This window comes from Sphingomicrobium nitratireducens (assembly GCF_026157035.1).
GTDB lineage: Bacteria > Pseudomonadota > Alphaproteobacteria > Sphingomonadales > Sphingomonadaceae > Sphingomicrobium > Sphingomicrobium nitratireducens.
Genome location: NZ_JANJZA010000001.1, coordinates 1,625,574 through 1,645,397, shown reverse-complemented (window position 1 = coordinate 1,645,397; position 19,824 = coordinate 1,625,574). Strand labels below are relative to the sequence as shown.

General features: G+C 58.6%; 19 protein-coding genes and 1 tRNA gene. 6 read left to right on the top strand and 14 right to left on the bottom strand.

The features are described from left to right. Positions 1-9: 9 nt before the first annotated feature. From NNY25_RS08475 to NNY25_RS08465, 3 genes are read right to left on the bottom strand one after another with little or no spacing between them, the layout of a single operon-like run. On the bottom strand, positions 10-426 hold the full coding sequence (locus NNY25_RS08475) for a DUF6691 family protein (RefSeq protein ID WP_265570924.1): 417 nt from the start codon (positions 424-426) through the stop codon (positions 10-12). Beyond that, positions 423-863, bottom strand: a complete 441-nt coding sequence (locus tag NNY25_RS08470) for a YeeE/YedE family protein (protein WP_265570923.1) — start codon at positions 861-863, stop codon at positions 423-425. Before NNY25_RS08470 ends, NNY25_RS08475 begins: the two co-directional genes overlap by 4 nt. Beyond that, entirely contained in the window at positions 860-1,786 is a 927-nt protein-coding gene (locus NNY25_RS08465; protein WP_265570922.1) for an MBL fold metallo-hydrolase, read from the bottom strand. Before NNY25_RS08465 ends, NNY25_RS08470 begins: the two co-directional genes overlap by 4 nt. Positions 1,787-2,063: 277 nt before the next feature. Here NNY25_RS08465 and galE point away from each other — a divergent pair, with 277 nt between their 5' ends. Then, on the top strand, positions 2,064-3,056 hold the full coding sequence (gene galE / locus NNY25_RS08460; protein ID WP_265570921.1) for a UDP-glucose 4-epimerase GalE: 993 nt from the start codon (positions 2,064-2,066) through the stop codon (positions 3,054-3,056). Between the two features lie 476 nt (positions 3,057-3,532). Here the strand turns inward: galE and NNY25_RS08455 are convergent, their stop codons facing one another. The 4 genes from NNY25_RS08455 to NNY25_RS08440 all read right to left on the bottom strand — a co-directional run bounded on the left by NNY25_RS08455 (position 3,533) and on the right by NNY25_RS08440 (position 8,000). Beyond that, positions 3,533-4,234 (bottom strand): fimbria/pilus periplasmic chaperone, encoded by a 702-nt coding sequence (locus NNY25_RS08455; protein WP_265570920.1) that lies wholly within the window; start codon positions 4,232-4,234, stop codon positions 3,533-3,535. Beyond that, entirely contained in the window at positions 4,231-6,639 is a 2,409-nt protein-coding gene (locus NNY25_RS08450; protein ID WP_265570919.1) for a TcfC E-set like domain-containing protein, read from the bottom strand. The genes NNY25_RS08455 and NNY25_RS08450 overlap by 4 nt, the downstream gene beginning before the upstream one ends. A gap of 543 nt (positions 6,640-7,182) precedes the next feature. Next, positions 7,183-7,728 (bottom strand): hypothetical protein, encoded by a 546-nt coding sequence (locus tag NNY25_RS08445; protein WP_265570918.1) that lies wholly within the window; start codon positions 7,726-7,728, stop codon positions 7,183-7,185. A 143-nt stretch (positions 7,729-7,871) separates the two neighbouring features. Next, on the bottom strand, positions 7,872-8,000 hold the full coding sequence (locus tag NNY25_RS08440) for a hypothetical protein (RefSeq protein ID WP_265570917.1): 129 nt from the start codon (positions 7,998-8,000) through the stop codon (positions 7,872-7,874). 274 nt (positions 8,001-8,274) lie between these two features. Here NNY25_RS08440 and NNY25_RS08435 point away from each other — a divergent pair, with 274 nt between their 5' ends. Next, positions 8,275-8,910, top strand: a complete 636-nt coding sequence (locus NNY25_RS08435; RefSeq protein ID WP_265570916.1) for a response regulator transcription factor — start codon at positions 8,275-8,277, stop codon at positions 8,908-8,910. Between the two features lie 3 nt (positions 8,911-8,913). On the opposite strand, the gene NNY25_RS08430 is transcribed toward NNY25_RS08435, so the two are convergent. Beyond that, on the bottom strand, positions 8,914-9,258 hold the full coding sequence (locus NNY25_RS08430; RefSeq protein WP_265570915.1) for a MarR family winged helix-turn-helix transcriptional regulator: 345 nt from the start codon (positions 9,256-9,258) through the stop codon (positions 8,914-8,916). A gap of 638 nt (positions 9,259-9,896) precedes the next feature. On the opposite strand from NNY25_RS08430, the gene NNY25_RS11650 reads away from it, so the two are divergent. The 3 genes from NNY25_RS11650 to NNY25_RS08420 all read left to right on the top strand — a co-directional run bounded on the left by NNY25_RS11650 (position 9,897) and on the right by NNY25_RS08420 (position 13,652). Further along, entirely contained in the window at positions 9,897-10,379 is a 483-nt protein-coding gene (locus NNY25_RS11650) for a PilZ domain-containing protein (protein ID WP_420854336.1), read from the top strand. 544 nt (positions 10,380-10,923) lie between these two features. Continuing rightward, complete coding sequence (locus NNY25_RS08425; RefSeq protein ID WP_265570914.1) at positions 10,924-11,442, top strand: hypothetical protein; 519 nt, start codon at positions 10,924-10,926, stop codon at positions 11,440-11,442. A 185-nt stretch (positions 11,443-11,627) separates the two neighbouring features. Continuing rightward, complete coding sequence (locus NNY25_RS08420) at positions 11,628-13,652, top strand: ATP-binding protein (protein WP_265570913.1); 2,025 nt, start codon at positions 11,628-11,630, stop codon at positions 13,650-13,652. Between the two features lie 184 nt (positions 13,653-13,836). Here the strand turns inward: NNY25_RS08420 and NNY25_RS08415 are convergent, their stop codons facing one another. Continuing rightward, complete coding sequence (locus tag NNY25_RS08415; RefSeq protein WP_265570912.1) at positions 13,837-14,190, bottom strand: response regulator; 354 nt, start codon at positions 14,188-14,190, stop codon at positions 13,837-13,839. Between the two features lie 216 nt (positions 14,191-14,406). Here NNY25_RS08415 and NNY25_RS08410 point away from each other — a divergent pair, with 216 nt between their 5' ends. Beyond that, positions 14,407-15,186: a metallophosphoesterase family protein gene (locus NNY25_RS08410; protein WP_265570911.1), complete on the top strand. Its 780-nt coding sequence runs from the start codon at positions 14,407-14,409 to the stop codon at positions 15,184-15,186. Positions 15,187-15,232: 46 nt separating this feature from the next. Here NNY25_RS08410 and NNY25_RS08405 read toward each other — a convergent pair. The 5 genes from NNY25_RS08405 to mreC all read right to left on the bottom strand — a co-directional run bounded on the left by NNY25_RS08405 (position 15,233) and on the right by mreC (position 19,823). Further along, positions 15,233-15,308, bottom strand: a tRNA-Lys gene (locus NNY25_RS08405). 90 nt (positions 15,309-15,398) lie between these two features. Further along, entirely contained in the window at positions 15,399-16,523 is a 1,125-nt protein-coding gene (gene rodA / locus NNY25_RS08400; RefSeq protein ID WP_265570910.1) for a rod shape-determining protein RodA, read from the bottom strand. Beyond that, a complete protein-coding gene (gene mrdA / locus NNY25_RS08395) occupies positions 16,523-18,424 on the bottom strand; it encodes a penicillin-binding protein 2 (RefSeq protein ID WP_265570909.1) in 1,902 nt (633 codons plus the stop codon). The genes rodA and mrdA overlap by 1 nt, the downstream gene beginning before the upstream one ends. Next, entirely contained in the window at positions 18,421-18,942 is a 522-nt protein-coding gene (mreD, locus tag NNY25_RS08390; protein ID WP_265570908.1) for a rod shape-determining protein MreD, read from the bottom strand. Before mreD ends, mrdA begins: the two co-directional genes overlap by 4 nt. Then, positions 18,942-19,823: a rod shape-determining protein MreC gene (gene mreC, locus NNY25_RS08385; RefSeq protein WP_265570907.1), complete on the bottom strand. Its 882-nt coding sequence runs from the start codon at positions 19,821-19,823 to the stop codon at positions 18,942-18,944. The genes mreD and mreC overlap by 1 nt, the downstream gene beginning before the upstream one ends. Position 19,824: the final 1 nt, after the last annotated feature.

The following is a 19,824-nucleotide window of genomic DNA, read 5'->3' as shown; positions in this document are numbered from 1 at the left end:
GTTGCCGTCCTAGTCGGGCGTGGCGATGCGGTGGAGGAACATGCCGCCGAACATGGCAGCGACGAAGATCGCCGCCGAGGCGGGTTCGATGACGAGTGCGGCAAGTCCCGGTCCCGGGCACAGCCCCGCGACGCCCCAGCCGATGCCGAAGATCGCGGCCCCGCCGACGAGGCGCGGATCGAGGTCGGTCTTGGTCGGGATCCACCATTTGTCGCCGAAAACCGGTTTTTCCATGCGTTCGCGAAAACGCCAGGCGATCGCCATCACGACCAGCGCGCCGCCCATCACGAAGGCGAGGGTGGGGTCCCAGTCGCCGAACAGGTCGAGGAAGCCGCGCACGCGCGCCGGGTCGGTCATCCCGCCCAGGTGCAGGCCGGCGCCGAACAGAATGCCCGAAAGAAGCGGAGGGAGGACGCGGCGGATCATTGGCCCACTCCCATCATGTTCATCAGGGCGACCGTGGCGATTCCGGCGGCCATGAAGGTGAGGGTGGCGACGATCGAGCGGCCCGACAGGCGGCTGACCCCGCACACGCCGTGCCCGCTGGTGCAGCCATTGCCGAGGCGCGTGCCGAAGCCGACCAGCAGCCCGGCGACGACGAGATAGGGCCAGTCGAAGAAGCTGGGCGGCTCCTTGGCGACGGCGAGGCCGAGCAGCAGCGCGCCCAGTGGCAGGCCGAGCACGAAGGCCCAGGCCGCGGTGCGGTCCATGCTGCCCGTGCCGATGCCCGTGGCGCGGGCGAAGATGCCCGACACGCCCGCGATGCGCCCGGCGCCCAAGAGCATGAGTGCGCCGGCAAGCCCGATCAGCAGGCCGCCGAGCAGCCCGCCGACCGGGTCGGCGCCCGGGAATGCCGCCATCACAGCGCGTTCACCGGAATCTTGATGTAGCTGACCCCGTTATCCTCGGGCTCGGGCAGGTGGCCGGCGCGGATGTTGACCTGGACCGAGGGCATGATCAGCGTCGGCATGTCGAGCTTGCGGTCGCGGTTCGTGCGCATTTCGACGAATTCCTCCTCCTCGACCCCGTCGCGGACATGGACGTTGCCGTCGCGCTGCTGGCCGACGGTGGTTTCCCACGCATAGTCGTCGCGGCCCGGCGCCTTGTAGTCGTGGCACATGAACAGGCGCGTGTCGCGCGGCAAGTCGAGCAGGCGCCGGATCGAGCGGAACAGCTGGCGCGCATCGCCGCCCGGGAAGTCGGCGCGCGCAGTGCCGTAGTCGGGCATGAACATCGTGTCGCCGACGAACGCCGCATCGCCAACGAGGAAGGCCATGTCGGCAGGCGTGTGGCCTGGCACGTGGAGCGCGATGCCTTCCAAGTTGCCGATCGCGAACGTGTCGCCATCGTCGAACAAATGGTCGAACTGCGATCCGTCGCGCTCGAAATCGGTGCCGGCGTTGAAGATCTTTCCGAACACTTCCTGCACGCGGATGATCTCGCGCCCGATGGCAAGCTTGCCGCCGAGCTTTTCCTGGAGGTAGGGCGCGGCCGAGAGGTGGTCGGCATGCGCGTGCGTCTCGATCAGCCAGTCGACCGAAAGCGCGTTGGTCGTCACATAGTCGACGACGCGATCGGCGGACGCGAAGCCCGTGCGGCCCGAGGCCGGGTCGTAGTCGAGCACGCTGTCGATGATCGCGGCCCTGCTGGTCGCGGGATCGCTGACGACATAGGTAATCGTGTAGGTCGCCTCGTCGAAGAATCCTGCGATGGTCGGCTTTCTCGCCTCGTCGGCAAGCGCGGCCTCGACGATGGCGCTGGCCTTGGTCAGGACTGAATCGGTCATGGGCACCTCATGTAACAATATCACATCATCATGTGGTCGATGTTGCTCGTCTTTTCAAGGGGTTAAGTCGCTTCTCGCTTGCTTGTTCCCTATTTCGTAGCGTCGGTCTTCATCGACTTCTTAGCCGCCGGAGCGCGACGCGCAATCCGTAGGACGGGCGCCTCTGGCCGGCGTTCGACCGATAAAATAGGATTCTCCTGGATCGCGACACGGACTGCGGCGGCTTGCGGCCCGGGACGCCTTACCTCATGAAAGATGCTGGAGATCGGGGAGGGGCATGGCACGGATCCTGTTGACGGGCGGCACCGGCTTCATCGGTTCGCACACTGCGGTGGCGTTGGCCGAGGCAGGGCACGTGCCCGTGCTTCTCGACAATTTCGCCAATAGCGAGCCTTCGGTGGTCGAGGCGGTCGGCGCGATCACCGGGGCCAGCCCCACGCTGGTCGAGGCCGATATCCGGGACCGCGACACGCTGGCTGCCGTTCTGCGCGACCACAAGATCGACGCGGTCGTCCATTTCGCCGGGCTCAAGGCGGTGGCCCAATCGGTGGCCGATCCCGTCGCCTATTGGGACGTCAATGTCGGCGGGATGATCGCGCTGCTGGGCGCGATGCGCGAGACAGGATGCAGGCGCCTCATCTTTTCGAGCAGCGCGACCGTCTACGGAGAACCGGCCGCGCTGCCGGTCGACGAGACCGCGCCGACGGGCGCGATCAATCCCTATGGCGCGACCAAGCTTGCCTGCGAGCAGCTGATGGAAAACCTGGCGGCGAGCGAGGCGGGCTGGGACCTAGTGGCGCTGCGCTACTTCAACCCGGTCGGCGCGCATCCGTCGGGATCGATCGGCGAGGCTCCGCGCGGCAGCCCTAACAATCTGATGCCGATCCTGCTCGAGACGGTGACCGGCAGGCGTGGCCCCCTGTCGATCTTCGGCGACGATTACGACACGCCCGACGGGACGGCGGTACGCGACTATATCCACGTGATGGACCTTGCCGAAGGTCATGTCGCCGCGCTCGAGGCGCCGGGCGAGGGGTTTCGCGCCTTCAACCTCGGCACCGGGCGCGGCACGAGCGTGCTCGAGCTGGTGCGCGCGTTCGAGCAGGCGACGGGCGTCCCGGTCCCGCGCGAGAAGGCCCCGCGGCGACCGGGCGACGTGCCGGTGCTCGAGGCGGCGGTCGGCAAGGCCGAGCGCGAGCTGGGCTGGCGCGCGACGCGTTCGATCGCCGAGATGTGCCGCGACGCGTGGCGTTTTGCCTCGCGCAATTAATCGATTTATTGAAATCTATGGCGCGTTCAGTTTCAGAGAATTGCGCCCTCTGAAACTGATCAGTCAGATCGTAGTGTGAGGCTCAAGTAGGACATAAACCTGAGATGTGTGTCGCCAAACTTGGAGGCGAAAATTTACCGACAGATCTTGATCATACTTGTCATGCTCGGATTCGCAGGTCTTGTCTCTTCATTTGCAATCTCATATCTTTTCATGCGCTCATTTAGACGACAAAGTAAATCTATCCCGCCAATTCCTCTAGTTGTCGGGTGGATAATTTCTGTGACGTTAATATTCACTGCTGCGATTGCGATTGCTGAATTGAGAGAGCACAGCTCTAGTTCGAATTCATTCGACAGCGGACAAAACAAAGATTAGCGTTGCGAGGTCGAATCGCTCGGACAGTCTCTGTCTTTGCCGAAGGACGAGATTAGGGTGGTGAAGCTCGGCACCACCCGCATTCTCGATTAAGAACTTCAGACCGCGGGATCGAATGTGAGCCGTTTGACGGCGCCTGGATACTTCACAAAATAGTGGACCTGGTCGTTCCCCTCGAGTGGAAGACTCCATGTCTGCCCGACATAAAGCCGCTTTCCGGGAAGCTCTCGACAATCCTTCTCGCCAGCCTTTGCGCATTGCTCGCCTGCAAGTAGCTCAACGCTTGAGTTGCCTTGGTTAGTAACCGTGAAGTTTCCGCCTCTGATCTCGCCCGACAGATTGAAATTTATGGTCTGTGGACGCACGAGCACGAGAAGATCGTATCCGACCATGACATTCAGCCCTGTCACCTCAGGCTCGTCCGGAGCGGGAACCGGCTTTACGAGAACCCGATACACTTGTTCTTGCTCATGACGCTGGGCGAAGGATGCAATCCGAATGAGGCGGCGCTGCCCTGGATCTAGAATCACCTTGCCTGGCGACACTAATAGCCCAAGGGCTTCCGGGTCGATTTCCGTAATTCGTCGTGGGTCGACTCCAGGATTTTCTATACGGACAGGCTCGATCGAAATGAACGCGCGCTCATTTCCGTTATTGAAGATTTCAACGTCTTCAACGCCATCATCGTTGTCGTTGAGTTCGACGACGAGTTTCTCGATCAAAAGTTCCGATTTCAACGGCGCACAAACCGCTGCAGCTGCTACAATTGCGACGCTGCAGCGCAGGAGTGTCCTATTCATTCGCATTGCAGATTCCCGACCTTTCGAAAAGACTCATAGCCATCGTCCATCAATGGCAGTTTGCAGGTCAACTCTGTTTCGCTACCGACTAAGAGCTCGTCACCTTCCACAACGTCAATTTGGAAATAGCCGAGCTCGTCTGAGATGGAGACGCTGTGTGTCGTACGAATGAGAGAACTCGAAATTGGTTCGCCCGTTTGCCGCGTGATTCGGCCGAAGATTGTTACTTGCGGACGAGCCGAGAATGTTAGGCGCATTACGCCGCCAGGAAAAAGAGTCACGTTGCGAACAGGTTCTTCGACAAAGAACTGAGCTCGGCCCTTCGGTCGAATACGGACTTCGAGCTGGCGATAGGGCTCCACGAATAGTGCCAGGCCATTACGACCTTTGGCGGCGCCGACCAGAGCGCCATTTACTTCGACATCAAAATTCGCAGTCGGGGGCGCATCGAACTCCATGCGCAATCCTGCCCGCGAGGTATTTCTTGCCGCGACGAAGACGGTGTCCTTCGATGCGCCTAGTGCGGTCGAAACGGTTGCTGAATATTGGGTCTGCCCTCCGACTCCATCCAGATTCTGGATGGCAGAACCTCTCGCAACCAATTTGCGCGTTTCGACCGACGCGTCGCCACGCAGGTCATGCCCATAGTATTCTCGCGCAAGTCCTACCGCACCATAGAGAGTGCTACTCCCCAGATACCGTCGGGATGAGACTGCGACATCTCCAACAAACTCAGTACGATCAGAGCCAACGTCTCGAGAGTGAAATGTCTCATGGGATAAACCGCCGCGGCCCGAGACGACGGAATTGCCGAGCGACTTTGTGAAACGAATGCCCACAAACGAAAACAATGACGATTCCGTTTTAAGCAGGTTGGCAGTAAAATTGAGGGAGCCGCGCGCCCCAGATAGCAATGGATAATCCAACGCAGGTCCGATTGAATAGGAGGCCTTACCGGTGGATGTGTCCGAGTAGTTACCATAAAGCCGAAGGCTTGCATTGCCCACCCTGCCATTCAGCGAGCCGACAATCTGCGTGTATCCTCCCGTGGGTTGTAGATAGCTCGAAGAGGGGCGAGGAAGCGCTTCTCCGTAATACTCAGTCGGTAAGATCGGGAGGTTATTATCGGCCCACAGCTTTTTTGCTCCAAGATCGAACGAGATTTGTTCGGTCAGTCGGATCGAAACATTGCCCGAAACGCCGACCTGCCCACTTTCCCCAACCATTGCGGAGGCCCTCAGGCGAGAAATTTCATTGGCGTAGTAGGCCGTGATCTCTCCAAGCGCAGTCTTGTCGGTGGCGACTATTCCGCCACCCAGAGCTAAAGCATTTCCAACTCGCTTTGTGTAGCCGGCGGACATGATAGGACGCTTGAAAGTCGTTTGGTCCATGCGTGTCTCGCCCAACATACCGGCGAAAAAATGAAGCTTGCTTTCGCCTCTCGACGGCAGGCTGCGGTCTTTCACAAAAAAGCGAATCTCGTCACGAGTTCGACCAGAGGCGCCGGAGATTCTGATCGAAACTGGATAAGCGCCTTCTGGAAAACTTCTTGTGTCTATGCGTGCATTGCCGGCCGCAAAGAAACCCGTCCATAGGAGGCGTCCGCTCTCAAAAACATCGACCCTAGAGCGCTCGCCCAGACCCAACGAAAGTTCTGTGCCCAGGTCGATCTCGCGATTGGCAGTCGTGTCCCATTGGGTCTCTGTACCCAAGCCAATTGCTCTTCTTCGCCCAACAAATTCATTGGTTGGAATCCAAAAAAGGCCCGCCTTGCTTCGAAGGGAGGAATGATCGACTTCCAAAAGCGCTTCACGAGCGAGCAGGTTTTCGCGCGAAGACATTGACGTGACTGCGATCGCACGAATGTTGCCGATTGCGGCCACCAGGTCCGACTGCAGCAAGTAATTCGCTCGGTCATCTACTCCCGCGATGGCGCCACTCAAGAAGGCCGTGACCGAGGGAGAGGAATGCGAGGGACGTAGCTTCGACGATTGTCCTCGGTTAGCCAGGAACTGTTCCGCGATGAAAGCTGTAAGGCGGAAATTTTCCTCATCCAGAATGAATCCAATTCGTTCGGGATGGAGAATTCCGCAAAGGGCATTTGACAGGCGTGCGCATACCATGTGCGCATTCGATTTGAAGGTATCGTTGATGTTGAAGTCGGGACTTTCAATCGGAAGGGTCTGCAACGCTGCGGCAGGATCTCGAAACCGAAACTCTTGACCTTCTATCTCGACTGCTACGTTGCCGACGCTCCGACCCTCGAACATTAGGTCGAGAATGACGACCCTAGAAGCGTCGAGGTCCTCGAATCCTGGCGGCACTCTATCAGCGTCCGCAGCGAAGGCGGGTGCATGTTGAGAGACGGTGCTAATTGCGAAAAGATATAAGAACAGCCGCAGCATCTCATTCCGCCGCGATCACGACAGTCAATTTACCCGAATAGTTTCCAGCTCGAGCGGCGCTGAGGGCACTTGCCTTAAGGAGAACGATCAGTGAGGCTGAATATTGAGGGGCCTGATTGCAGGTTTTGTGGACTGCCGAGCTCGTTAATGACGCCAAGGGCGTATTAGGGCTTAGGGCCTGCCCGCTGGCGCTGTTCGCGCTAGTCGACCACTGCACCTCATAGGGAAGGGATGCACCAGCGCCGCTCAATTCGAACTTTCCACCAGCGGCAGATCCCGAAGCGGTGACAGCGTAGCGCGACGAGCTACTGTACACGCAAAGATTTATAGAGCGCGAGTTGTCCACTTGCAGATTGGCGACTTGCCCGAAGTCGATGTTCCGCATCTCAGTGATCTGTGCTTTTTGCTGCGCCTCCGCTGTATGCGGCATGCTCAGACAAGAAAGGGGAACGGAGCAAAGGAAGACCAGGCGTCTCATCTTTATTCCGTCCCCCCCGATCCGGATGTCGGGATTCAACCGTTTTTTTCAGCTCACTTCAAGAGCTATTCTGGCGCCACTACCAGCGTCAGCGTTCCCGAATAGGCGAGGCCTGCCTGCATCTTCTGTAGTTCCGAAGAGGCCACTCCAATAATGAGACTTGCGGTTTCACCGCCGGTGCAATTCTGATTGCTGGCCGTGCTGTTCTGCCCGGTCAATGCTACGTTGGTCGTCAAAGGCGAGCCCGTCGATTGACCTGGGCTATCGTCGAACGCAACCGTATAGGCGACTGGAGTAAGCGCACCATTTGCGAGCGTGAACGCGTTGGCCGCGCCATCTCCCGTGGCCTTAATCTCGTAGCCACCCGATGCCGTGTTGCTGTAAATGCAAATATTTTGATTACTGGAAGCGTCGGAAGCTGGATCAACGTCCGTGAATGTCACGTCTTCCAGTCCACTTATGCGAACCTTGGCAGGAACAGATGCCGATACAGTAAGGTCCCCAGTGCTTGTGGAGCCGAACGAACCTTGCGTCTGTGCGCTGGCCTGCGCTGCAAGAGCAAACGACGATAGGCTTGCAACGCCAATTACGGTCAAAAATTTCCTGGTCACGAAAACCTCCCCGAATCCATCCATATTGGATCTAAACGCCTCAACTGACACGTGCCCGTTAAATTCGGGTAAAGGCGGGCCGTCGTGGAAACGGCCTTAATTGTCGGTTAGTGACCCTCGGATGGGAGGACGGCTGTGACGCCTCACTCGAATTCGATCAAGCGATATTCAATCTGCACGCCTTCCTCCCAACGTACCGTGATGGTTTTTCGAGAGGGTTGGGCATCAGCAAAACTTGCGCCTGTTGCCACAGCAGCGCGCTCGATGCGCACCGCCGCGCGCCCGTTCGTAGCGATGCCGGTTGCTGAGCTGACGTTCGGGGCGCAAGCTGTCGTTAGGAGGATCGCTAGGGTTATCATTCGCTCTACGCTGAGCGCACGATCTTCCTTCTATATAACTCGATCATCCAATCTGGATCTAACGAAAGACTGGGTGGGTCTTGGCGTGATTGCGTTCGTCGATTTTCTCAGGATAATGACGCTGCTCGGGTGTGAAATCAAATGGTCCACAATGGACTACTTTGAGAGAAATCAGGAGCAATCATAAATGACTGATGAGTCTTCCGGCCCTTTGACTGGGGCGGTTTATGTCATCGAAGATAACGCTGACCTGCGATTGGGGGTCGCTGCCTTATTGAGCAGCGAGGGCCATGACTTTCGATGCTACGGCTCAGCGGAAGAATTTTTGCACGAAATAGCAAATCTTGGAGAAGGAATTGCGCTTATCGATCTCCACTTACCCGGCGACGATGGTCACGTGATCGTTAAACGACTTTCGATCGCGCGCCCGGATATCCGTTGCGTGATGATGACCGGCGACGGCGACATTAATGCGGCAATTCAAGCCCTGCGTTGCGGCGCGGCTGACTTCTTGGAGAAGCCATTCGACGAGAGGGAGCTGCTGTCGATCGTGGAACGAGAATTGAGCTCAGTTCGGGCGACTGATAGCGGTGACAGAAGGCGCGCCATCGCAAAAGAGGCAATCGCTAAGCTTTCGCGGCGAGAGTTTGAGGTGCTCGAGCTTGTCGCTAGAGGCAAAGCCAACAAACAAGTGGCACACGACCTCGATTTGAGCGTGCGTACAGTACATATGCATAGGGCCAGGGGTATGAGACGGCTCGGACTTCGGACAGTGGCTGAACTCGTGCGCACATTCATGAACGCCGACTATGTTCTGGAGTAACAATCAGGCATTTGCGCATCCGATCGCTAGGGAAATACGATTGAGAGTGTCCGAACACAGCGCGATATATTTTCTACGTTTGTCGAGCGGATCTCCTTTGATCTGGATCATTCCCGCGTCGCTCAGGCTCTGGAGATGCCGAAGCCCGGTACTGTATGGGGCACCCGATGCTGCGACGAGTTCGGTTGTGGTTACCCGGCGTTGTTGAAGGTGTCGGAGTGCCAGGTACAAGAGCATATCCCAGCCAGGTTCCGAGAAAAGCTGAGACGGCAAGAATTTGCTACGGCGTCGCCGTGCTTCGATTTCCTGGATCAGGTCGATCTCGTTCGGAAGGTCGATTGTGTCCATACCGGGGTAAAGTACCGGAGTCTTTGGAAAACATTGCGAATGTACGGTCATGAGATGCCTCCATCAGATGACCATCATGTTCATTCAAATCGGATCGATCGAACATATCGGAATATTTCTACAGTAGATTTGCTGTAACATGTTCGAATTTGGCGGTGCTATTATCAAATGAGTTAAACGGACGGTAATATTGTCGCGCCTTAATGATAACGCCGAAGGGTCTGTTGCAATCTAGGGCCGGATTGTCTTTCAACAGCGACATTCTTTGCCGAAGTACCCATTTCTGCGGTATTCTTCAGCTTTCAGTTAGCTCGAACTGGTGTGCTCTTGGTATGTCCATAGCACTCATAGCTTCTTCGGCGTTACTCGCCATTTCGAAAGCGGGCGGCGACAGCCCTCAGGCGCTCAATCGCTTTGGTCCTTCCTCGACAGGTCGAGTCAAGATCTCTGTATCCGTGGGCCTTCCCGGCCACCAATCGAACACCACCACTGGGGGGGGGGCGCGCGACCAAGAAGTAGCAGTAAATTCTCGGACCGAGTCAGTCGGATCAAGAACATTAACGATACTTTTCGTGGAGTGACCAAAAGAGCAGCCGCGCTTCACGTCGTCCCGCACATTTCCATCGGTAGAGTATTTTATGGAATCAAGGCGATCTCCCCGAAGCCCGACAAACATTTCGGCCCGTATTCGTCATGACGGCGGCTGGGATGATGTCGCCATTCTCAACATCTCGCAGCATGGGATGATGCTTGCCACCAAGCCGAAGCTCAATCGCGGCGCCTATGTAGAGGTTCGTCGCGGACCCTACGTGATCATCGCGCAAATCATATGGTCGAATGAGGCGTTCGCTGGTGCGCGCTCTCAAGACAGAATATCAGTGGGCCATCTTCTGGAGAAGCGTGCGATCAATCCGATTGAGAACGGCACTGAGCGTAGGGCGATACAGCGTCCAACTGAGCAATCCTGGGCGACGTGCCGCGCGCTAGGTCAGCTTTTCGAGAGGAGTGCCGTTTGGCTCATTGCCGGTCTAGCAGCGGCTCTAATGGCAGAAACCGTCTACAATGCATTGGCCGAACCTACGAGCCAAATAAGCGCGGCAATGCTTACACCCAATCGTTAATCATGTTTTCAGGCCGCCTCGGTCAATGTCATCAATCAGTTTCTTGAGCCAACCGACAGTATCATCGCCAAATTTGCTGGCGACGATCGGGCTTCCAACTTCATTAGATTGACGGAGTAGAACGACCTTGTGAGCTTCAAAATCCTCGCCAGATTTCGTTTGTTCACAATCGGCGCGAACGTCGTCGCCAGTCTCGAACTCGGATATGAACGAGGATCGAACCGGCAAATCTCCTCGCGACTATTCGAGATTATTTCAGAAAGGGCGTCTATACTCTTCCGCGGAATATCCGGACCATTGGGCCGCTCTGTGACGATATGCACCTCCGTGCAGAACTGTAGAGTGGCGCATTCTCAACGCTATATTCAGAATGGGTACAACGAGAGCGCTCCCTTAATTCGCTTCATATATAACGGAACTTGCCTACCTGAAACAAACTAGGACCAGACCGATGTCATTCAACGAAATGCGAACTTCAGCGAGAAAGAATTCGTTTTTCGCCGGCAGGCTGGTCGAGAAGGGCGGTCGAATGCATGATGTTTGAGTGCGGAATATTTCCGCCGGTGGTGCACTCCTTGAAGGCGGAGGCCTTCCAGCGAAGAATTCAGCTGCGCGCCTCACGTACGCATCCGAGGAAAAAGATGGTGTCCTTGTTTGGAGTTGTGGTGGCAGAGCTGGCATCAAGTTTAATTCCGATGAGGACATCGAGAGACTCGATGCAGCTGCCGGTTTGAGGCAAAGTCGTGTGGACAATTACGTTCAGCTCGTGCGCCTTGGTGGATCCACTCAGACGGAAGTGGCGGAGGCGACAGAAACTTCCATCGACTGGCCTTCAAGGCTGTCAGAAGAGCTAATCTACATTCAGCGTCGTCTCGAAAATTTGGGCAACGTCCTATCGTGCGACCCCATCCTGGTCGTACGGCATGCGAGGCAACTCCAAGACATCGATATAGTGATGCAGAATCTCGAGCACCTGGCCCATGTAGCTAAGGCCGAGAACAAGATCGGAGCAATTAGAGAAATTGGCCGTGAAGACCTGAAGCATCGCCTGCTGAGACGTTAAATCGACGTAACTGCAACGAATTTGAATTGGCACTGGACCGAGAGGCTGTTCGCCTCCATGTTGTTATTGCTCGGAATGAACGACTATCGGAAGGTGAGGGCGCCTGGCATAGGAAACGGGTCTAGGTAATTTCCTTCAGAAGCGCACTTTGCCCTGCCGAAATTCGTGCGGGACGGAGCATCTAGTTGACGACCGAAATGGTAGAACAGCGGGCTGTCGACGCTGACAAGATTTGGAGCGACTGGTCGCAGTGGCTGGCGATCTTGGGAGCCTTAATCGCGATAGGGTTAATTGTCTTCGCGGTGTCCGGACAGGTCAATTCAATCAGGTCGGCGATACTTAGCGATGCCATTGAACGGAATCAATTCCGCGTCGCCATGTTTGAAAAATTCGTCCAGCTCGGCTTTGATAATCTAGAAGCTGAAATTGCCTATCTTGAGAGGTCCAATTCCTCCAGCCTTCTCAAGGAGGCGGACGACGATATAATTGGGGTCATAAGAGAGCGTTCTGGACAGATTTCTTTTGGGCAAGAAGTCTCATTCAGCCGATCCCAAACTGATAAAATTGAAAGATACGTTCTATCGCATAGTGGGTTTTTGTCGCCGCCGTTCGAGACGATCGATGGCAAGAAGGTCCTCTTTTTCTCAGCAAATAAAGGCACTGCAGGGCGCAGCCAACCGCGCGTTATTTTAGTGGTGCGTCCAGACTATTTCTTGCGTTTTGCGGATGAAACCGAGTTCGCTCGGGGCGACTTAATTTCGCTCATTGGGTTAGACGGCATAACTCGGGCTCGTCGAACTTTCGATCAGATTAGCACGGGAGAAGATCTGAGCGGCGCTCTTGTCATGGAGCAGCAGCAAAAAGAGCCTGACGGAACCTATGAGGGCGCAAACGGCCTAACAGGCGAACAGTCCGTATTTTCCCACCGTAGAATAGAAGATTACGCTGTCTTCGCAACCAGTGGGTTGGAAATTGACCGTGTTAATGAGGAAGCTCGTGCACAATCAAGATTCCATTGGATCATGTTGGCTATTGCGCTCCTAATTATCGTCGTTGCGTTATGGGTGGTAGTTCGAGTGTTACGGCAGCAACGTCTTCATCTAAGGCTGCTATCAAAAAGCCTGAAGAGGCTACAAGACTCTCAGAGACTTGGAGGAATTGGCGATTGGGAATTCGACGTGGAAAGTCAGACTTTCACAATCTCCGAGTCGTTGAAGGATGCTTATGGTCTTAGGGATGATGTCGAAGTCAGCATTGATAAATTCTCATCTTCGCTTGACGATGAATCAAAGCACCTTCTTCGCAAAGAGCTGTACGAAGTGATGACGTTTGGTCATCCGAGAAGTTTTGAATTGACTTTGAGCCGGCCGGGTCATGAACAGTCTGTCCGTGAGATTGTTGTGGGTCCACAATACTCATCCTCGGGTCAAGTTGTCATGCTGGGCGCGATCGACCGAGACATTACGAGAGAGCGCAAAATTGGCGCTTTGCGAGCGAGGCTTTCTGTACTGTCGCGTCTTGATGCCATGAGTGCACTTGCAGCCACGATAGCTCATGAACTCAGTCAGCCATTGAGTGCGGCGCGAGCGCTCCTGACTGCAGCGAATAAGGTATTAAGAGATGGAGAGACCGAGAGAGCCCTGACGCTTTGTGAGCAATCCCATTCTCAGCTGCGCTTCATGTCTGAAATTGTGTCAAACGCTAGATCCGAGTTGCAAAGCTGGGGCGATGCCGATGAGACGTTCGAAATTGGAGAAGCCGTTGTCCGAACGAAAGAATTGTTGGGCAATTTCTATGGCGCCAAGCAGTTTAAGATTCATTTTGAAAATGATCGGCATTCCCAGTTTGCGCGAGGGTCCCTGTCGCAGGCAAAGCAAGTTTTCTTCAATCTGTTCAAGAACAGCATTGAAGCGAGCGGTTCGGACGTACGATGCGAAATCTTCGTCAGGGCGGAACCGGTTATTGGGGGGATGATACAGGTGACCGTCAAAGATAATGGTCCAGGTGTCGATATTGGTGGTGACCCTTTTGCCCTTTTTGCGTCGAATAAACGTGACGGCTTGGGATTGGGGATGGCTATTACGAAGACGGTAGTTGAGGCGCTTGGCGGAGAAATTTGGATTGGGCGGCCCGAGGAGGGGGCTACAATTTGCTTCACACTACAGGCAGCTCCAGCTCATTATGGTCGTCTCGAGGTATCAAACCGATAAGGAATTTTGGGCGTTTGAACTGAATATGGCCTCCGCTTTTCGGCGGGGGCCACTGTTTTCGGACCAGTGAAAACACGCAACGGGGGATGTCCTCGCGTTGCACCCATATGTCTAGACGGGCACTTTATCCAAACAGCTAATGAAGAATCCAGAACGGAGATAAAGTTCTGGCAAATCAGCTCTGTTAGTTGAAGACCATATCTAAGAACTCTAGCACTTCAGCTTCGTCAAAAGGTTTCGGGAAGAACTTGGCACCAAGCCTCGATACGCGGCGTCTCGTATCGGCGCCGCCGATTGCCGACATCGCAAGCGTCACATGCTTTGTCGAACACAGACTCATTTGCGAGAGCACCTCAAAGCCACTCATCTTTGGCATCCGAAGATCCACCATGGCGACCCCTCGCTCTAACGTGTCCATTTCATCAAGGAACGAGCGGCCATCCTCATATTGCCGAACTGAATGTCCGTAAGCTGACAGAAGCATTGCGATTGAATTGCGAAAGTTCTTATTGTCGTCGACTACGTAGACTTTTCCCATTGTCCCCCTGCGCAATTCAAAGCTGTTCAGAAATGCGGTGCACAGCGTTAGGTATTCCTCTGAGTTAGGTCAATCTTGGCAGAAAAGCATTATACTCGAGGGAAGATGCCTTATATCAGCAGCTTGAAAGTTTTTTTTCATAACATGTTCCGCGAGTGGGGAGTTTGGAACGCGACTTTGGCTTGAAACCTGCGCGCGATCAGCGATGCTGCGGACATGGCGCTCGCATGGATCAAGCAGAAGACGGGGAAGAAGAAGGGCGAAGCGCCCGCCGACCCCGCACGCGTCGCCAAAGGCCGCGTGGTCTATGCGATCGGCGACATTCACGGCCATCACGAGGAACTCGGCCGTCTTCTCGGCAAGATCGGCAAGGATGCCGAACGGCGCGATGCAGAGACGCATCTCGTCTTTCTGGGCGACTATATCGACCGCGGCCCCGACAGCGCGGGCGTGCTCGACAGGCTCGTCGCGCGCGACCTTCCCTGCGACCGGCATCATTTCCTGATGGGCAACCACGAAAGCTCGCTCCTCGCGATCACCGATTATGGCGCGGCAACCGGCGCGAACTGGCTCGGATTCGGTGGGTTCGAGACACTCGAGAGCTACGGCCTCAAGCGCAAGAAGCTGCTCAAGAAGGGCGGCAATCTCGCCGAGATCATTCGCGACACCCTGCCAGAGGCCCATCTCGACTTCCTGCGCGGGCTGCGCCTGAAGCTCGAGATCGACGACTATCTGTTCGTGCATGCAGGCGTGCGGCCCGGCGTGGACCTCGACGCGCAGGATCCGCGCGACCTCCTGTGGATCCGCGACGATTTCATCTCGAGCCGCCGCTACCACGGCAAGGTCATCGTCCACGGCCACACGATCCACGATTCCCATGCCGACGAGCCGCACCGGATCGGGATCGACACGGGGTGCTATGCGGGCGGCGCGCTGACCGCGGTACGCCTCAAGGGCAAGAAGCGCGCCTTCCTGTCGGTGGACAGCAGGGCATAATGTTGAGGGCTGACCTCAACAACGTGGCGTAACTATCTGGGAAAAATGGTGGACGCACTAGGGCTCGAACCTAGGACCCGCTGATTAAGAGTCAGCTGCTCTACCAACTGAGCTATGCGTCCACACTGTAGGCAATGCACGGAAACGCGTTTCGTTTCCTGCGGTGCGGGCGGGCCTCTAACAGCGCTCCGTCACCCTTGCAACAGGAAATTTCAATCGGTTTGCGCCGGACGTCGCGGGGCAAGGCGGATCTGGCGGTCGAACGACATCAGGACGCCGATCGACAGCATCACCGTCATCACCGCCGAACCGCCGAAGCTGACCAGTGGCAGCGGGATGCCGACCACCGGCGCCATGCCCATCACCATCATCAGGTTGACGCCCACGTAGAAGAAGATGTTCGACGTCAGTCCCACCGCGGCCAGCTTGCCGAAACGGGAATGAGCCTTGCGCGCGACGTTTAATCCCCAGGCGATCAGTCCGGCAAAGGCCAGGATCAGCACGGTGCCGCCGACGAGACCCCATTCCTCGACCATCGCGGAGAAGATGAAGTCGGTATGGCCCTCGGGGAGATACTGGAGGTGGCTCTGCGATCCGTTGAGATAGCCCTTGCCCCACGTGCCGCCCGACCCGATCGCGATCTTCGACTGGCTGACGTGATAGCCGGCGCCCAGCGGATCGGCCTCGGGGTCGAGGAAGATGAGGACGCGGCGGCGCTGGTAGTCGTGCATGAAGGCGTAGGCGAGCGGCAGGGCGGCGAGGACCGCAAGACCGCCACCCACGAAATACCAGAGCGGCAAGCCGGCCATGAACATCACGACTACCGCGGCGAACAGGACGGCAAGCGCGGTGCCGAGATCGGGCTGGAGGAGGATGAGCCCGACGGGCGCGCCGACGAGCAAGGCGGCCGGCCACAACGCCCGCAATTTCCTGAGGTCTCCCAAGGGCAGGAGTTCGTAGAATCGGGCGAGCACGAGCACGATCACCGGTTTCATGAACTCGGACGGCTGGAGCTTCATGAAGCCGAGGTCGATCCAGCGCTGCGCGCCCTTGCCGATATGTCCCATCGCTTCGACGAGGATGAGAAGCAGGAACACGCCGGCATAGGCGAGCGGGGTCAGGGTCTTGATCCAGCGCTCGGGCATGTAGCTCATGCCGATCGCGGCGAGCAGCACGGTGATGAAGATGAGGCCCTGGCGCAGCGCCCACGGCTCGACCGAGCCGCCCGCTGTCGAATAGAGCGTCGCGATGCCCATGCCGCCGATGGCGAGCACCAGCAGGATGACTTTCCAGGGGAGGAGGGCGAGCGGCCGCGGGACGACCGAGGACAGCAGCATTACGCGTTCGCCTCCGACACCGCCAGCACCTGGCGCTGGAACTGTTCCGTCCGCTCGGCGAGGGAGCCGCCCCAGTTCGCTTCCATCGCCTCCAGATTGCGCATCGCGAGTTCGCGGTCGAACAGATAGGTGAGCACGTCGCGCGCGACCGGCGCCGCGGCGCGGCTGCCGCCCATGCCGTGCTCGATCACGACCGAGACGGAGAAGCGGGGCGAGGAGACGGGCGCGAAGCCGACGAACAGGCCGTGGTCGCGATATTTCCATTCGCCGCCCTGTCCGCGCTGCCCGCCGGAGATGCGGCGCACCTGCGCGGTCCCGGTCTTGCCGCCCATTTGGATGTCGGGGAAGGGCAGGCGCGAGGCGCCGGCCGTCCCGTCGCCGTTGACGACCTGCCACATCCCGCCGCGCACGACGTCGAGATGCTCCTTGGGAATGTCGAGCAAGGGAGCGGGCTTGGGATGGACGCCGATGAGCTTGGGCTGGATCAGCCGGCCCGAGGCGATCCGCCCCGCCATCACGGCAAGCTGGATGGGATTGAGGATCATGTAGCCCTGTCCGATCGACGCGTTGAGCGTGTCGGCCGAGGTCCATTTCTGGTCGAATTTGCGCAATTTCCAGTCGGGATCGGGCACCGTTCCGTAGGATTGGCTGACCACCGGCAGGTCGAACGTTTCGCCCAGCCCCAGATAGTGCGCCATCGGGGCGATATTCTCGTACCCGACGCGGTGACCCATCGAATAGAAATAGGTGTTGCAGCTCTTGGCGATGGCGCGGTTCATATCGACCGGCCCGTGCCGCCCGAGACAGCGGAAGAAGCGGTTGCCGAGCTGGTAGCCGCCCGGACAATTCACCCGTTCGGTCGGATCGACGCCATGCTTCTGGAGCGCAAGTGCGACCATCGGCTTGACCGTCGAACCCGGCGGGTAGAGCGCGTTCAGCGTCTTGTTGACCAGCGGGCGACGCTCGTTCTCGGTCAAGAGGCGCCACTCGGTCCGGCCGATCCCGTCGGAGAAGCTGTTGGGGTCGTAGGCCGGCATCGAGGCGATGCACAGGATCTCGCCCGTCAGGCAGTCGAGCACCACGCACGCGCCCGATTCGAGCCCCATGCGGCGCGCGGCATATTCGTGCAGCCCCGCGTCGAGCGCGAGCTGGACGGTCTCGCCCGAACGGTCGGGCTTGGGTTCGAGTTCTCGCACCAGCTTGCCGCGCGCGGTGACCTCGACCCGCTGTCCTCCGGGCTGGCCGCGCAGGTCCTGCTCGAGCACTTCCTCGAGCCCTTCCTTGCCAATCTTGAACCCCGGCGTGACAAGCAGCGGGTTCTTCTCCTCGGCGACATATTCCTCGCGGCTGGCCGCGCCGACATAGCCGACGAGGTGGCCGACCGCTGGGCCGGCCGGGTAGTAGCGCGAGAAGCCGCGCATCGGCTGGACGCCGGGCAGCTCGGGCAGGCGTACGGTGACGGCGGCATAGCGGTCGAAGGGTACGTTCTCGGCGAGCTGGACGGGCTGGTAGCCGGTCTTGGAAGCGACCTCGGCGCGGATCCGCTCCATCGTGTCGGGATCGAGCTCGAGCAGCGCGCCTACCTTGTCGAGGATGGTGTCGATCTGGTCCTCGGGGGCCTGGTCGGGGATGAAATCGACGCGGAAGTCGGAGCGGTTGATCGCGATCGGCTTGCCGTGGCGATCGACGATCCAGCCGCGCCGCGGCGGCACGATGATCATCTGTACGCGATTGTCCTCGGCGAGCGTGCGATAATACTGGTTCTGGCTGACCGACAGGTAGCCGAGCCGGGCGACGAGCAGGCCCCCGAACGTGGCCTGGATCCCGCCCACGAGCATCATGCGGCGCGAGAAGGTCTGGCGCTGCATCGTCTTGGTGATGCGCAGGGGCCGGCGTTTCATGAGCGCAGCCTAAACCGGTCGAGCAGCATCACGAAACTGGCGACCAGCGGATAGGCGAGAATCGCGATGAGAACCGGTGCACCGGTCGCCGAGATCGGCATGCCCGCCCCAGCGAGGCGCGCGACTTCCCACTGGAAGAGTTCGGCGATCGCGATCATCACCCCGGCGGCGGCCCAGTCGGTCCAGTAGTCGCGCCAGCGCACGCGGTAGTCGACGATGTCCGCGATCAGCATGGCGAGGCAGTAGGTCACCACCGACAGGCCGATCGGGTGACGCAGGACGAGATCGGCGGCAAGTCCGAAGAGCATCGCCCACCAGCCCGGAAACGCGTCGGATCGCTGCAGCCGCCAGGCGACGAGGAACAGGAAGCCGATATCGGGCCACCAGCCCGACAGGCTCATCGCCGGGAGCGCGCCTGCGAGGATGGCGAGGCCGATCGAGACCGGCGGATAGAGATTGGCATGCTTGCGCGGGCCCCGACGGAGCCTGGGTGACGGGCGAAGCGCGTCACGAACCATCAGTCGGCCCCGGCTTCTTCGCCGGCCTGATCCAGCGCAGCCGGCTCGTAGGGGGGCTGGACGATCGCGAAGCCCGACAGTTCGGGACTGGCGAGCGGCAACGCGATCGCGCCATCGTCGTCGAGCCGCACGACGCGGGCGATCGGGACCAGCGGCGGATAGAGTCCGCCAGTGCCCGACGTGACGATGATGTCGCCTTTCTCGAACGGGTTGCGGCCGACTTCGAGCGGACGCAGGTCGACGCCCTCGTCGCCGCGCCCGGTGGCGATCACCGGAACGCCGGTGCGCAGGATCTGTGCGGGCACGATGTTCGAGCGGTCGGAGATGAGGAGGATGCGGCTGGCGGTGCGGCCGGTTTCCACGACGCGCCCGATGAGGCCATCGGCGGCGCGCACCGGCATGCCGCGAGCGACCCCGTCGCTCGAGCCGGCGGACAGGATCGCGTAGCGACGCGGGCTATCCTTGGACGAACCGATCAGGCGGCCCGAAGCGACCGCGTCAGACAATTCCTCCGACAGGTCGAGGGCCGCCTTGAGCTTGCGGTTTTCCTGCTCGATCGCCGCCGCGCGGATGAGGTGACGGCGCAGCCGGTCGCGCTCGGCGCGAAGGGCGGCATTCTGGTTGGCCGCGTCCCAATAGTCGCCGGCCCCGGTGGCGACGCCGCGCACGGTGGCGACGACCGCGGTGCCGCCTTCTGCGATGGGCGCGGTGGCGTCGAGCGCCGCGCCGCGCAGCCCGTCATAGGTGCGCGGCGCGACGAGCGAGATTGTCAGGAGGACGAGGCCGAGCACCAGCCCCGCCACGACCGCGACGAACCCGAAGAACAGGCTGTACTGCGCCCGCCGCGACCAGCCCGGGCGCCGGAGAATCGGCGGCGCCATC